This is a genomic window from Mesorhizobium sp. BHscii (assembly GCF_053848065.1).
This window is the reverse complement of the sequence record NZ_JBSPKW010000001.1, coordinates 172,564-185,549: the sequence shown is the minus strand read 5'-3', so window position 1 is coordinate 185,549 and position 12,986 is coordinate 172,564. Positions and strand designations below refer to the sequence as shown.

Annotated in this window: 13 protein-coding genes; 7 read left to right on the top strand and 6 right to left on the bottom strand. The window is 62.0% G+C overall.

All coding sequences use genetic code 11. The annotated features are described in order from the left end of the window. Positions 1 to 65: 65 nt before the first annotated feature. Positions 66 to 434 (bottom strand): DUF5330 domain-containing protein, encoded by a 369-nt coding sequence (locus tag ACWTU7_RS00905; protein ID WP_455837355.1) that lies wholly within the window; start codon positions 432 to 434, stop codon positions 66 to 68. A 536-nt stretch (positions 435 to 970) separates the two neighbouring features. Here ACWTU7_RS00905 and ACWTU7_RS00900 point away from each other — a divergent pair. From ACWTU7_RS00900 to ACWTU7_RS00890, 3 genes are all read left to right on the top strand, one after another. Beyond that, positions 971 to 2,707: an ATP-binding protein gene (locus tag ACWTU7_RS00900; protein ID WP_455837354.1), complete on the top strand. Its 1,737-nt coding sequence runs from the start codon at positions 971 to 973 to the stop codon at positions 2,705 to 2,707. Beyond that, positions 2,682 to 3,449 (top strand): peptidoglycan-binding domain-containing protein, encoded by a 768-nt coding sequence (locus ACWTU7_RS00895; protein WP_455837353.1) that lies wholly within the window; start codon positions 2,682 to 2,684, stop codon positions 3,447 to 3,449. The genes ACWTU7_RS00900 and ACWTU7_RS00895 overlap by 26 nt, the downstream gene beginning before the upstream one ends. 89 nt (positions 3,450 to 3,538) lie before the next feature. Further along, positions 3,539 to 3,886: a DUF1491 family protein gene (locus tag ACWTU7_RS00890; RefSeq protein WP_095519690.1), complete on the top strand. Its 348-nt coding sequence runs from the start codon at positions 3,539 to 3,541 to the stop codon at positions 3,884 to 3,886. Between the two features lie 47 nt (positions 3,887 to 3,933). On the opposite strand, the gene ACWTU7_RS00885 is transcribed toward ACWTU7_RS00890, so the two are convergent. The 5 genes from ACWTU7_RS00885 to ACWTU7_RS00865 all read right to left on the bottom strand — a co-directional run bounded on the left by ACWTU7_RS00885 (position 3,934) and on the right by ACWTU7_RS00865 (position 9,768). Beyond that, positions 3,934 to 4,953 carry a hypothetical protein gene (locus ACWTU7_RS00885; protein ID WP_455837352.1) on the bottom strand — a complete coding sequence of 340 codons (1,020 nt, stop codon included), beginning with the start codon at positions 4,951 to 4,953 and terminating at the stop codon, positions 3,934 to 3,936. 606 nt (positions 4,954 to 5,559) lie between these two features. Continuing rightward, the gene (locus ACWTU7_RS00880; RefSeq protein WP_128344420.1) at positions 5,560 to 6,108 is read right to left on the bottom strand and encodes a DUF1254 domain-containing protein; all 549 of its coding nucleotides are present in this window, start codon (positions 6,106 to 6,108) and stop codon (positions 5,560 to 5,562) included. Continuing rightward, positions 6,101 to 6,685 (bottom strand): DUF1214 domain-containing protein, encoded by a 585-nt coding sequence (locus ACWTU7_RS00875; protein ID WP_455837351.1) that lies wholly within the window; start codon positions 6,683 to 6,685, stop codon positions 6,101 to 6,103. The genes ACWTU7_RS00880 and ACWTU7_RS00875 overlap by 8 nt, the downstream gene beginning before the upstream one ends. Positions 6,686 to 6,798: 113 nt before the next feature. Continuing rightward, positions 6,799 to 8,958 (bottom strand): transglycosylase domain-containing protein, encoded by a 2,160-nt coding sequence (locus ACWTU7_RS00870; protein WP_455837350.1) that lies wholly within the window; start codon positions 8,956 to 8,958, stop codon positions 6,799 to 6,801. A gap of 171 nt (positions 8,959 to 9,129) precedes the next feature. Then, positions 9,130 to 9,768 (bottom strand): TetR/AcrR family transcriptional regulator, encoded by a 639-nt coding sequence (locus tag ACWTU7_RS00865; protein ID WP_455837349.1) that lies wholly within the window; start codon positions 9,766 to 9,768, stop codon positions 9,130 to 9,132. 181 nt (positions 9,769 to 9,949) lie between these two features. On the opposite strand from ACWTU7_RS00865, the gene ACWTU7_RS00860 reads away from it, so the two are divergent. The 4 genes from ACWTU7_RS00860 to ACWTU7_RS00845 all read left to right on the top strand — a co-directional run bounded on the left by ACWTU7_RS00860 (position 9,950) and on the right by ACWTU7_RS00845 (position 12,832). Further along, positions 9,950 to 11,503, top strand: coding sequence for a trimethylamine methyltransferase family protein (locus ACWTU7_RS00860; protein WP_455837348.1), 1,554 nt, complete (start codon positions 9,950 to 9,952; stop codon positions 11,501 to 11,503). Positions 11,504 to 11,758: 255 nt separating this feature from the next. Further along, on the top strand, positions 11,759 to 12,007 hold the full coding sequence (locus tag ACWTU7_RS00855; protein WP_029354601.1) for a hypothetical protein: 249 nt from the start codon (positions 11,759 to 11,761) through the stop codon (positions 12,005 to 12,007). Between the two features lie 13 nt (positions 12,008 to 12,020). After that, positions 12,021 to 12,287, top strand: a complete 267-nt coding sequence (locus ACWTU7_RS00850) for a DUF1488 family protein (protein ID WP_287338044.1) — start codon at positions 12,021 to 12,023, stop codon at positions 12,285 to 12,287. Positions 12,288 to 12,421: 134 nt separating this feature from the next. Further along, positions 12,422 to 12,832 carry a DUF3168 domain-containing protein gene (locus ACWTU7_RS00845; RefSeq protein ID WP_455837347.1) on the top strand — a complete coding sequence of 137 codons (411 nt, stop codon included), beginning with the start codon at positions 12,422 to 12,424 and terminating at the stop codon, positions 12,830 to 12,832. The last annotated feature ends 154 nt before the right edge of the window (positions 12,833 to 12,986 follow it).

The window sequence follows — 12,986 nt, the reverse complement described above, 5'->3', positions numbered from 1 at the left end:
AAAAACACCATAGGCGTCGAGGTGCGGACGGCCTGCGGTGCAGTGACAGATGCGCTGAAAATATCTCAGTTTTTCGCCGGCAACTCGACTTTCGCGGGCAAGTGGACTTTCGCCGGTAAGACGATGTCTTCCGGCACGCTGCCGGTCGTTGTCGCCGTGTCGGGTTCGGCGGTCTTGTCCTCCAACATGGCGGCCGCGATCTTGGCTGTCTCCTTGGCCCGGGCGGTGATCGTGTGCATTGCGGACTTGCCGGTCTGGCAGACGTCGGGCTTGCGCTCGCATATGCCGGCAATATCGCCAACGGCTTCGCGTGCCGCAAACAACGCCTGGATCGGCCCGACGCTTTGGTGGCCTGTCTCGTCGGAGCCGACATTCAGCGGCAGCGCCAGAAGCACCAGCGAAAACCAGAAAGCCATTCTGATCAGAAAGCCCATCTGTATGCCCTCATCTTTGACCGGATCATGCATTCGGCGACATGACCTCTTTTATGGGGTACGATAGTGGCATAGACGCTCAAAGGACGGCTTGCCCGGTCAGCGAAAATTTTCCTCGAATTTTAGGCAAGCTCGAAACGAAGTATTTTGCAATGGACTTGTGTCAAATCCAGCCGATTTTCTTCACTTAAGGTTAACTATCCATCTGTCTGTTTTCCTTAGTTATTTCCCGGAAGCGCGGGCGTGCCGGTGGCGACTGTCAGAGGCGAAAAGGGCGGTCCGCCCGGATAACGCTCCATTTACTATGGCCGCAATTGCCAAGGTTTTGCCGCGCCGGCCTCCCAATATTTCCCTCAGGCTGGGCATTGATCGGTCCCGCCTTATCCATTCCTTAAACGCTGGATGCGAGTTTCAGATCAACAAAAGCAACCTGCGAAGCAGGGCTGTTCACGACCAGGTGCGAGTGCGTTGAGTTGAGTTCGATAAGGGCCAGATACGTTGAGTTGCCCGGCGCGATGGCAGCCGGTTGCGAACGTATGGTTCATCCGTCGATCCTCGGAAAGAACGACCGCCGGTGCCAGGGGCGGTTTATAGGTGTCATGCTGGCCGCTCCGTTCTTTGCCGCAGGTGCAGCAGTCACGCTGGTTACCTCGGGCATGGGCGTGGCCGTGACCATGGCTGCGATCTTTGCGACATTCGGCCTCTGCTGGTTTGCTGCCTTGCTGGTGGCAGCATCGGGCAAGATGGCGTTCGCCGGCCAGGTCGCCCTGGTGATGGGCAGTCTTGCTCTTGCCGGTGTCATTGCCGCGGCGGGCGGGATGGCCTCGCCGGTCGCCATGCTTGTCGTGGCGCTGCCGTTCGAAGCCTGGTGGATCGGCGCGTCTCGTCGCACTGCACTCTGGGGTGCCGCATCCGCATTTGTCGCTATCCTGCTGCAGGCTTTTGCCGGTTCTGTTTTCCCGTTCGGCCCGGCGGAAACCGCTGCTTGGCACTGGCTGCTGCCGCTGGCTTGGGCGCTCACCTTGGTTCCCCGCGTAGCAGCACTTGGCAGCCCGGCCGGCGCGCAGCTAGATCCGGCGACCGATGACCGGCTCGAGAACATCATCGACGCCGTTGTCCTGCGGGCCGGCAGGCATGGCGAGGTTCTGGATGCGTCGGCAAAGGCGCGCACGATCCTGAAGCTGCAGCCTGAACTGCTGTTCGGAACCGGCCTGTTCGACCGTATCCATCTGTCCGATCGCGTCGCGTACCTCAGCGCGCTGGCCGACATGCGCGACGGCGCGTCGGCGCGCCGGCTCGATCTTCGCGTCCGGCTGCCGCAAAACGGCCATGGCCCGACGGCGGACAACTACCGGCCGTTTTCCCTTGAGCTGATGCGGGCGGAGCATGAGGATGTCTTCACGCTCGTCCTGCGCGAAAACGACGAACTCGCCGGCTTGCGCGAAGAGCTTGCCGCTGCGAAAGAGGCGGCCGCGTCTGCCGAAGTGGCGAAGGGACGGTTTCTGGCGGTCGTCAGCCACGAGCTTCGCACGCCGTTGAACGCCATCATCGGTTTTTCCGACATGCTGCTGCATGAGATGTTCGGCACCTTCAAGGATCCGCGCCAGAAGGAATATGTCGGTCTGGTCAAGGAGTCCGGCCAGCATTTGCTTGCCGTCGTCACATCGATACTCGACGTGTCGAGGATCGAAGCCGGCGCCTACGCAACCGAGCCGGAACCGTTCCGTTTCGTGGAAGCCGTCGAAATGTGCCAGTCGATGATGCGGCTGCAGGCAGAGGCAAAGAACATCGATCTGCAAGCTCAGATCGCACCGGATGCAGGCGAGATAAACGCTGATCGTCGTGCCGTGCAGCAGATACTCATCAACCTAGTCTCCAATGCTATCAAGTTCACGCCCGATGGCGGCGATGTCGTCGTCGGCGCCAAGCGGATCGGCTCGCGACTGCATTTCTGGGTCAGGGACACCGGTATCGGCATCGCCGAGGAAGACTTTGCCAATCTCGGCAAGCCGTTCATGCAGATCCAGAACGACTATACGCGCCGCTTCGAGGGAACCGGGCTCGGCCTGTCGCTGGTGAAGGGCCTTGTGGCGCTGCACGAGGGCACGATGTCGATCGAAAGCATGCCGGGCGAGGGCACCACGGTCACGATCAGCTTGCCTGTGAACGGACCGAAGGGACGTTCGACCGACAAGCCCGGGGTGCTGCCGATGCCTGCAGCCAAGGCGGAGACGAAGGGGGACAGGCATGGCTCGCTCCGCAAAACAGCCTAAGGCGGTCAAGCGCCGTGGCAATGCCTTCCAAGGTAGCGCGGTCGCCGTCGGCAGCCTGATCTCGCGCAATCCGGTTCTGGTCGGCGGTTCGACCGCCTTCCTGGTGACGCTGTTCTACGTCTCGGCGAATGCCCTGTGGTATCAGCCTTTTCCTCATGCCGGCGCGTTTTTCGCGACCAGGAGCATCGAGGGCTTTCCTCGAGCCGGCGCCGAGGAACCCGAAACCACCATCAACATCGTGCGGCCGGGCTCGGCTCCGATCAAGAGCGATCCGGTCGTCGAGCAGATCCAGGGCATATTGAAGGATCTGGACTTTTATTCCGGTACCGTCGACGGCATTTCCGGCCCCAACACGCGTAAGGCCATACAAGCCTATCAGCAGAAAGTCGGGCTCAACGCTTCCGGCGAGATCGACAGCGTTCTGCTCGATCAACTGGGCGCCACGCCAACCGCCTCGACGGTCGTGCCGCATCCGGCACCTCGTCCGGACGACATGGCCGCAATTCCCGTCTCCGCTTCGGCGCCGGCAGATGCGCCGGCGCAGGCACCCGATGCCCGCATCATCAAAATCCAGGCCGGGCTGAAGGCATTCGGCAATGACGACATGCAGCTCGATGGCGTGGTCGGGGCCCGCACCAAGGCAGCGATCAAGGAGTTCCAGTCGCTGTTCGGGCTGCCGGAGACCGGCGAGCCCGACGAGGTCGTCTACGTCAAGATGCGCGAGATCGGCCTGACCAACTGAGGCTTTGGCCTACTAATAGTCGAAGCGATCGCTCGCGGATTGGCGATAACCTCGCTAAACAGCATCCGGATCTCGTCCGGAGTCTTGTAATGCGCGTAACCACCGATCTGTGGGTGTCGGCCCTATTGCGCCGGGTTTTCGGCGCCGGCGGATTCGCCGCCGTGGTCAAGCGCGGCGCAACTGAGGCCGGCGCCGTCTTCGTGCTGGCGCGTGGCCGCCTGGGCGAGGTTGCTTTGTTTGGACCGGCGCCGCAGACGAGCTACGATTCAGCGAAACCCGACGACCGTTTCTTCAGTCTGCTCGGCGCCGGCGACGATGCCGCCGTCTTTGACGCGCGACTGGAAAGGGAGAAGAAATTCGATCCCGACATCTGGGTGGTCGAGATCGAGGCCGGCGCTGCTCCCGTCGAGGAGTTTATTTCCGTCAAGTCGCTCTAACGATTAGGGATGAAAACAAAGGCTTAAAGCGTTCGCTTGAATCTCTTTCAGACGTGACGCGCCTTAGGCCTGGCGGCAGCATTATCGCTGTCCGCTTTACGGATGTCGGCGTTTGCCGAGATGGGTCCGGCATTGCGAATGGCCTTCGACAGTATCTCCGCCTTCCAGCCGCGTAGCCTGTCCAGCGCCGCGTCGCGATGCAGCAGTCGGTAGCGGTCGAGAAAGATGCGGATGGCCTGCGGATGCGGAAACTCTGTGGGATAGACGGCGGCGGTGATCAGGAACGCCCTCTCTTCGCCGAAATCAAGCGCGCGCAGGGCGGCCAGCAGCGACGTGTAGTTCTGGTTTGCGGTGAGCGCCCGCGCCGTTGAAAAATCGATTTCGAGCGCGTCGGCCAGTGCTGTCTGGAAGAATGCGGCGTTTCCGGTCAGCGCCGTCTCGCGCAGTTTGACATAGGTTTCAGCGCCGGCGAACGGATTGACGGTCGCGCCGCCGCTCTCAGCATCGGCACGCATCAACGACCGCAGCCGGCGCCGTGCATTCTCGGCGGCGGCGCCGGGCACCTGCTGGCTGTCGGGGCTGGGCGCGACGATTTCGGCGCTTTCAGGCGCCGTCTTGGCCATTGCCTCCGGCTGCCGCACGCGCACCAGCGTCGGCTTTTCAAGCGCCCTGATCAGCTGGGCGATGGTCGGGTTCAGATCCTTGCGGCGCGCGATGGCGCGCGCATGCGGCAGGCCGTGCCGTCCGATCAGCGCGATCAGGTCGATATCGCTGAGCGCGCACGAGCGGATGAGCAATGGCGCGGCAACGTCGACCGGCTCCTGGCAAAGCCGCCGGACCAGCGCAGCGGGCGCATATTCGCATTCGGAAAGGGCGGCGGCGACGTAGCGGCGCGATTCGACCGACACATTGGCGAAAAGCGGAAGCGTCAAATCCTCAAGTTGCGCGATCTCCCGGCGCGAAGGGCGGGTGAGCGAACAGAACGCCGACACCGCGGCGCGGAACAGCCTTTCGGCCTTTCCCGATTCAGCCCGTATAGCGATTTGCCTGAAATCCGAAGCTGACACGAAGGATACGCCCGATACTCGACACAATCTGGACCATGCTCGACCGGGACTGTGTCGGTTTCGCATTTGCCTCGGGTCAAGAATTCCTGACCTCAGAACAAACATCAAATTAGCGGCGATCCGTTAGCGTTCCGTTAACCTACTGCCGTCCTTAATCAGATTGGAGGCGTTGCGTTGTGCTCCGGGGCAACCGAGAGGAATGCACGAACCATGGGCATGGTACTGACTTTCGTGCCGCGAACGGCGGCAACCAATCGAGCAGAACGAAACACCGGAACGCCGGCAGCGGTGATCATTTTCCCCGGCGTCCGCTACGAGCCACGGACGGGCGAAACGCGGCCAGGCGCCGGTCTGGACAAGCCGGGCTCGTCAAGGACGATGCCGGGATCGTCGGGGACGATGCCTGTTCCGCATCATTAGAGCGCCGCGCGCCCTGCTGGGCGCGCGCAAAGGAAGACCTTGAATGAGCGCCGCGGCCCGGTCCGACGCGCAAAGGATGCTCTAACACTTTGAAAGCGGGCCGCGCGCCCTGTTCGGCGCGTACAGGAGGCTCTAACTTTGAATCGCTGCAGGCTGGAAACCGGCCGCCGCATACTTCGGTTGACGTCAGTAGCCCTGCAGTTCGCAGGAACTCCGCTCGAGAAACCGCGACACGATCGGCTTCCAGCTGTCATCGGGCACGAACGAGCGGATGACGAACATGCCTTCGTCGATGGGCGCCTCGACGAAGATTGCTCCTTGCAATTCCTCCGGGAGATCCTTGCGGATCTCGATCATCTGGGCCGGCGTCAGTACGATACTGTCCAGCACCCTTCCGGTCGCACTATGGTCGTTGAAGGAATAGATGTTATGTCCGCTGCGGTCATAGACCGATACGGACCAGAACGGGACGTTTCCCGGTGCCTTCACCCGAACCATCCCTTCGGACAGATCGAACCGGCAAGCCGCAGCATAAAACAGCGGATCGACGGATTTCACCACCGGCGTCCCGCCGGCCTCTGCATCCAGCCTGGTCATCTTATAGAGGTCCGATGCCATGGCCAGCCGCGACCACGCATCACGTTCGGAAAATTCCGGAACGAGCAGCAGCACGACGATGTGCACGATGCCGGCGCCAAGCAGGCCGAGTAGGATCGCGTGTAGCAGCCTACGCATTGCAGCCGACCTTCAGGATCTGCGGCAACGTGATATCCGAAAGACCCGTGCTGCTGGCGACCGGCGTGTCGTAGAATGTCAACACGAAATACATCCGGCCGAAGCCGTCGGAAAGCAGCCAGTTGCCTGGTGTGGGGCGGTTGCTGACGGAAATCGCCACCGAATTGTCGGGCTGGCGCAGCATCTGGTAGGATTGAAGTGCCGCAAGCCTTGGTTTTCCGGTCTCGATCACGCCGAGCGATTCATCGGCGGCATAGAGGGTCCAGAACCGGGATGTGGGAAATCCGCCTTCGATCTCATAGGCGCATTGGCGTTTCAATTGTTCGCCGCCGGAATCGCGTTCGGCGATAAAGGACAGGCCTTCTGTCTGCCCGAGTGCAAGGACACCCTCGCGCGCCACGCGCGCTTTCGAATAAGGATCCGCCGCCCGCGTGCCGGTATCGGGGAACGCCGTCCATGGGCCGATCCTGATCGCGCCGATGCCATCCTGCGTCTTGAGAGCGTACCAGACGCTGCCGCCGCCGCCGCCGATGGCTATGGCAAGCGCGAGGAGCGTCAGGAATGCGTTCTTGAGCATGAAGAGCCGCGGGAAAGAGGAGTGCGCTCGGGGATATCGCGGGGGAGGGGGCCATGGCAAGCGGACCTCTGTGGAATTGCCGGCGCGAGGGTGGCCTGGCCCGTGTGCCGGCATCAAAGCGCCGACAGGGTCTCCGGCGTCGCAGGCGCCTGGAGGACGGGCGCCGACTGGAACAATCTTGTGATGTCCCTGAGCGCCCGCGTGGTTTGGCTGGACAGCACCGGCGGGCGCTCGGCGGCGGCGTCGGCCGCTGCCTGCTCGGCATTCTTCTTTTCCGCTTCCTCGGCCTTGGCGGCGATCTCCTCGTCGACGAAGGGATGATCGAGACCGGGGATCGGCTTGAGGTCGATATTCTGGTGCGCATAGACCATCAGCCGCTGCCAAACCATCGCCGGCAGCGAGCCGCCGGTCATGTTGTTGGTCGTGGTGAAGTCGTCATTGCCGAGCCACACGGCAGCCGTGTAGTTGCCGGTGAAGCCGACATACCAGGCGTCGCGGTAAGACTGCGTGGTGCCGGTCTTGCCGGCCGAAACGATATTGGGAAGGGCAGCGCGCCGCGCCGTACCCATCACCGGCACCGCCGCCAGCATGGTGTTCATATATTTCAGCGCCTGTTCCGAGAGCACACGGTGCGGCGGCGGCGCATCCTTGGCGAAATCGTAAACCACCTCGCCGGTACGAGTAACCAGCTGGGTGACGCCATGCCGAGAGCCGACGAAGCCGTTCTGGGCGAACACGCTATAGCCTGTCGCCTGGTCCATCACGGTCATGCCCGATGTGCCGAGCACCATCGTCTTGTGCGATTCGAGCGGCGATTCGACGCCCATGGCTTCCGCCATCGCCTTGATCGGCTTGATACCGAGATGATTCTTGGCCAGCCGCACCGGCACGGTGTTGATCGATTTGGCCATCGCCGTGATCAGCGTGACATTGCCGGCCGATCCGCCATTGTAATTGTGAGGCGACCAGCCGCCCCAGGAGATCGGCCCGCCGGAAACGACGGAGTCCGGCGTGAAGCCGTGCTCCATCGCCGTCGCATAGACATAAGGTTTGAACGATGAGCCACTCTGGCGCAGCGCCTTGGTTGCGCGGTTGAACTGGCTGGCACCGTAGTCGCGGCCGCCGACGATCGCCCTGACTGCGCCGTTGGTTTCGATGACGACCATGGCGCCTTCGGTGACGTTGTATTCCTTGCCGAACTGGCGGAGATGGAACTCCATCGATTCTTCCGCCGCCTTCTGGATGTTGGCATCGAAAGTGGTGTGAGCGACCAGCGAATGCTGGCCGGACTTCGCCGCGATCTTCTTGACCTCTTCGAATGCCCAGTCGAGGTAGTAATCCGGGCTCTTCTGCTCGCCGCGGTCGACGATTTCGGCCGGATGCAGCCGCGCCTGCAGCACCTGACCCTCGCTCATGAAGCCTGCCTCGACGAGATTGGACAGCACCACATTGGCCCGCGCCCTGGCAGCAGGCAGGTTGATATGCGGCGCATATTTGGTCGGTGCCTTGAACAGGCCGGCCAGCATAGCTGCTTCGGCGAGGTTCAGATCCTTGACGCTTTTGCCGAAATAGAAATCGGCGGCCGCTTCGATGCCAAAGGTACCGCCGCCCATATAGACGCGGTCGAGATAGAGCTGCAGGATCTCCTTCTTCGACAGATTGGCCTCAAGCCACAGCGACAGGAAGGCTTCCTTGACCTTGCGCTCCAGCGTCCGTTCGTTGGTCAGGAACAGGTTCTTGGCCAGCTGCTGGGTGATGCTCGAGCCGCCCTGCACCACGGAATTCGCCCGCACATTCGCGAAGATCGCGCGCGAAAGGCCGAGCGCATCAATGCCGTGGTGATCGAAGAAACGCCGATCCTCGGTGGCTAGCACCGCCTTGATGACCTGGTCGGGCATCTCGTCGACCGGCACCGAATCACGCTGGATGATGCCGCGCTGGCCGATCTCGTTGCCATAGCGGTCGAGGAAGGTGACGGCGAAATCGCCCTGGGCACGCCAATCGCCAGCGGTTTCCTGGAAGGCCGGCAAGGCAAGCGCCAGCATGACGACGATGCCGCCGGCGCCGAGCGTGAAACCTTCGCTCAACAGTTCGATGATGCCGCGGCGCCAGCCGGAGACGCGGAAGCGCCGGAAAAAAATGGTGGCCGCTTCCCAGAACCGGCGTGCCTTGAAGCCGATCTCATAGAGCGAGGAATCGAACCACGCATCTGCCGCCAACAGTCGTGCGGCAATCGGACCTCTTCTCTTGCGTGGTTTCAAAGGACTGGCCATTCCAGAATCCGGCTACGGCTACGCCTCCCACTGCTTGCGGGCAATTTCTGGGCGGCGCGCCAGCCAAGACTATTCGTCCATTTTGGCCCGGCTCACAAGAGCGAGTGAGGCTTTCGCGGTACAGTTCGTCGATACGAAGAGTAGAGCTTGCCACTCGCACCGCTTTCAATATTACCGCGCGGCGATAAAGCGCATGAAATGCGCCACATGGGCGTCGCTTGGCTCCTGGCCGGTGAAGCTGCGCAGATAGGCAGCGAGATGACTGACTCTCGCCTCGACCGGTTCCTTGAGGTCGAGCACATAATAACCGATCTGCATGTAGTAGAGCACGCGGGCGCGGATGAAGGCATCCTCATCATCGTAGCCATGCCGGCGATACATGTCGCGGATCGCGCCGAGGCGGTCATTGTCGGCCTGGTCGATGGCCCGGCGAACGTCGTCGGAGCGACGCGCCCATTCCCGGATGGCGAAGTCGAGCCTGGGATCGAACAGGCGCTCGTCCGCCCAGCATTCGAACACGTTCATGACGCCCATGATGATGCTTTCGGCCGGCCGCTGCGCGCGTTCGACGAGCGCCCTGGTGTTGGTGTCCCGCCAATGGGCAAGCAATCGGTCGAGCAGATCCTGACGGCTCTCGAAGTACCAGTAGAAGCTTGAGCGCGAAACACCGAGCTTCTGGGCGAGCGGCAGCACGCGCACGCTTTCGATGCCGTCTGAAATCAATGTCCGGAGCGCAAGATTGATCCAGTCCCAGCGCGTCACCTTGATGTTGCCGGGCGCCGGCTCGTCCTGCGGAGCAATCATGATCATGGCCGCACAATAGGCATGAGGCGAGCTGCATACAACCGTACTAGACACATATGTACAGTACAAGTATCCTGCCCGCTCCAACGAACTGGGCCGAGCGGCCGGCGCGCGTCATCGCGGCTTCTCCCTACGATCCCCAAGGCAGGGCAATACGGCAAGCGTACGACAATGAGGAGAATCCGCCATGATCGATGACGCCGCACGTGATCTCAGGCGCGAACGCAGGCGCGGACGAACCGGCGAGGCCGGCAGCGAGACCAGCCGCCGGCCGGACTATCGTTCGCTGAAGAACCCGTTCCTGCCGCAGCCGATCTTTTCGGTCGACCAGGTCGCCGCGATCCACGACACGGCGCTGCGCGTACTCGAGGAACTCGGCGTCAAGGTGCTGCTGCCGGAGGCGCGCACCATTCTTGCTCGTGCCGGTGCGCTGGTCGACGAGGACAACCAGATGGTGCGCATCGGCCGCGACATCGTCGCGGCGGCACTGGCTTCGGCGCCGAAATCGATCCGTGTCCACGCCGGCGACCGTGCCCGCGACCTGACGCTCGAGCTCGGCTCGATGACGTTTCTGGCGGGATCCGGGGCGCCGAACGTCACCGATCTAGAGCACGGCCGGCGGCCGGGAACGCTTGCCGCTTTCGAGGATTTCATCCGCCTGGTGCAGCATTTCGACGTGCTGCACATGCTGGGACCCTGCATCGAGCCGCAGGACATCGACAACCGCTTCCGCCACTATGCAGTCAACCGCGCGCAGCTGACGCTGTCGGACAAGTTGCCGTTCGTCTTCGCGCGCGGCACGCCGCAGGTGGAGGACGGCTTCGAGATGCTACGGCTGGCGCGCGGCCTGTCGGAGGACGAATTCCGTTCGGGCGCTCATTGCTACACCGTCATCAACACCAATTCGCCTCGCCAGCTCGACATTCCGATGGCGCAAGGCATCATCGACTTTGCCAGGGCAGGGCAGGTGTTGATCATCACGCCCTTCTGCCTGGCCGGCGCGATGGCGCCGATCACTGTGGCCGGCGCGCTGACGCTGCAGCACGCCGAAGCGCTGGCCGGGCTGACGCTGGCCCAGATCGTGCGGCCGGGTACGCCGGTCGTCTATGGTTCCTTCTCCTCCAATGTCGACATGAAGTCGGGGGCGCCGGCGTTCGGCACGCCGGAGCACGTCAAGGCGACGCTCGGCGCCGGTCAGCTTGCTCGCTTCACCGGTCTTCCTTGGCGGTCCGGCGGCGGCAGCGCCGCCAACATATCGGACGCGCAGGCGGCCCACGAAACGCAGTTCGCGCTGTGGGGCTCGGTGCTTGCGGGTGCAACGGTCTGCATCCATGCCGCTGGCTGGCTCGAAGGCGGCTTGAGCGTCTCTTTCGAGAAGCTGATCACCGACGTCGAGGCGCTGCAGACGGTCGCCGAACTCTGCGCGGCGACGCCCGGCGACGAGGACGCGATCGGCTTTGAGGCTATCGCTGAAGTGCAGCCGGGCGGGCATTTCTTCTCGGCCGGGCACACAATGGCGCGCTACCGCACCGCATTCTACGAGCCGCTGGTCGCCGACTGGTCGAATTTCGGCAACTGGACGCAGGCCGGGTCAAGAACCGCCACGGAGCGCGCGACCGGCATCTGGAAACGGCTGCTTGCCGAATTTCGGCCGCCGGCTTCCGCCGCTGCTACATCAGGTGTTCTCGACGAATTCATCGCGCGGCGCACGGAAGAGGGTGGCGCAGCACCGGTGTCGTGATCTAATTCAGTAACTGCGTCAAAGGGGACGCGGTTGCTGCCAGCGCACGTGAGGTGCCACCGCTCACCTCTTTAGAGCCGATGGCTCAAAAATGTTCATGGGCTGGTTGAAACTGTCGAATAGTATTATTCCGCAGTTTATTTTTACGAATCTGGGCGATCAAAGATAGCTCGGAAATTGAATTTTCTGCTCAGAGCTCCTATTTTACGAGGGAATTGCAATTTCATCACCTCGGTCAAAAGGGATATTTTATCGATGGCGGAATTCAATCAAAGTATCACGGAAAAGGCTGAAGCGCGCTTCATGGAGAAGCAGAAGAAAACTGCGGAGCGAAACCAGGCTACGGCCGAATATGTCTCCGAGGCCAAGGCCAGGACCATTAAGACCCAAAAGTTGCGGGCGCTGCGGCTGGCCAAGGAAGAGGCCGACCGCGCGGCGGAAGCCCTCAATCCCGTCGCTCCCAAGAAAAAGCGGGCCGCAGTCAAGAAGGCGGGGGCCGCTTGACGGCCGTCAAGTCATGAGCCTGACATTTCCAAACCTAAGCCGAAGCTACGACGAGGCGAGCCGACGGATCCGCTTCGTCGGCTATGACGGCATGTCCCAGATTTCTTTCTTTATCGATGCAGCCGCCATCTCGACGGCACCGCCGGGGACGGCGACAGCCGAAGCCACATATCTCGCCGCTTTCGATTCGGCCGTCGGTCCCATACATGACGTCGCAAGGAATGCTTATGCCCGTACCGGCAAGAGCATGTATGTGCTGACCGCAGCCGATTTTCGATAATTCCGACGGTCCGCGCGATCGGGGCCTTGGAAATCCCGTGATCTGGCGCCAGAACTTCAACGCGGCTACGATGCAAGCGGAAATCGCTGACGGGGTGAAGGCCTGTTCAGCCGTGACGGGCGAGGGAGAAGACTATGACCGCGCCGGCTGCCGCGCTGCAGAAGGCCTTGTTCGAAGCGCTGAACGGTGACGGTTCCCTGTCAGCGGCATTGGGCGGCGCAAAACTATTCGACCATTCCCCGGAAAATGTCCCGTTTCCCTATGTGACCTTCGGTCGGACCAGCGTCTACGACTGGGCAACAGGCGCGGAGAACGATGCCGAGCAGCTTTTCACGCTGCATTTCTGGTCGAAGTCCGAGGCCAGGAAAGAAATGCTCGATGCGATGGACCTAGTCAGCACCCGCCTCCAGGACGCGGCGCTCGCGCTCGACGAACATCACCGCGCCAATCTCAGGCTCGAATTCACCGAGGCCCGTTACGACGAGGATCTTTCAGCCTATCACGGGCTGCTGCGCTTTCGCGCCGTGACGGAAGAAAACGCCTGACGCGCTTTCAATATGGCTGCAACACAGTCTAGACTGGCACTTGGATGAGTTTGCCGGGTTAGGGCGGCGAATCATAGGGTCGGTTGTCTCGCGTTTCAGGGGGGTGAGATAGGCATGTGTTGCAGGCGTTCACTGTTCATTTCACGTTCAGCAC

Bases quoted from the DNA above. Each gene is read 5' to 3' on its own strand.
- ACWTU7_RS00905 (WP_455837355.1), bottom strand. From the start codon at position 434: ATGGGCTTTCTGATCAGAATGGCTTTCTGGTTTTCGCTGGTGCTTCTG.
- ACWTU7_RS00900 (WP_455837354.1), top strand. From the start codon at position 971: ATGGTTCATCCGTCGATCCTCGGAAAGAACGACCGCCGGTGCCAGGGG.
- ACWTU7_RS00895 (WP_455837353.1), top strand. From the start codon at position 2,682: ATGGCTCGCTCCGCAAAACAGCCTAAGGCGGTCAAGCGCCGTGGCAAT.
- ACWTU7_RS00890 (WP_095519690.1), top strand. From the start codon at position 3,539: ATGCGCGTAACCACCGATCTGTGGGTGTCGGCCCTATTGCGCCGGGTT.
- ACWTU7_RS00880 (WP_128344420.1), bottom strand. From the start codon at position 6,108: ATGCGTAGGCTGCTACACGCGATCCTACTCGGCCTGCTTGGCGCCGGC.
- ACWTU7_RS00875 (WP_455837351.1), bottom strand. From the start codon at position 6,685: ATGCTCAAGAACGCATTCCTGACGCTCCTCGCGCTTGCCATAGCCATC.
- ACWTU7_RS00870 (WP_455837350.1), bottom strand. From the start codon at position 8,958: ATGGCCAGTCCTTTGAAACCACGCAAGAGAAGAGGTCCGATTGCCGCA.
- ACWTU7_RS00865 (WP_455837349.1), bottom strand. From the start codon at position 9,768: ATGATCATGATTGCTCCGCAGGACGAGCCGGCGCCCGGCAACATCAAG.
- ACWTU7_RS00860 (WP_455837348.1), top strand. From the start codon at position 9,950: ATGATCGATGACGCCGCACGTGATCTCAGGCGCGAACGCAGGCGCGGA.
- ACWTU7_RS00855 (WP_029354601.1), top strand. From the start codon at position 11,759: ATGGCGGAATTCAATCAAAGTATCACGGAAAAGGCTGAAGCGCGCTTC.
- ACWTU7_RS00850 (WP_287338044.1), top strand. From the start codon at position 12,021: ATGAGCCTGACATTTCCAAACCTAAGCCGAAGCTACGACGAGGCGAGC.
- ACWTU7_RS00845 (WP_455837347.1), top strand. From the start codon at position 12,422: ATGACCGCGCCGGCTGCCGCGCTGCAGAAGGCCTTGTTCGAAGCGCTG.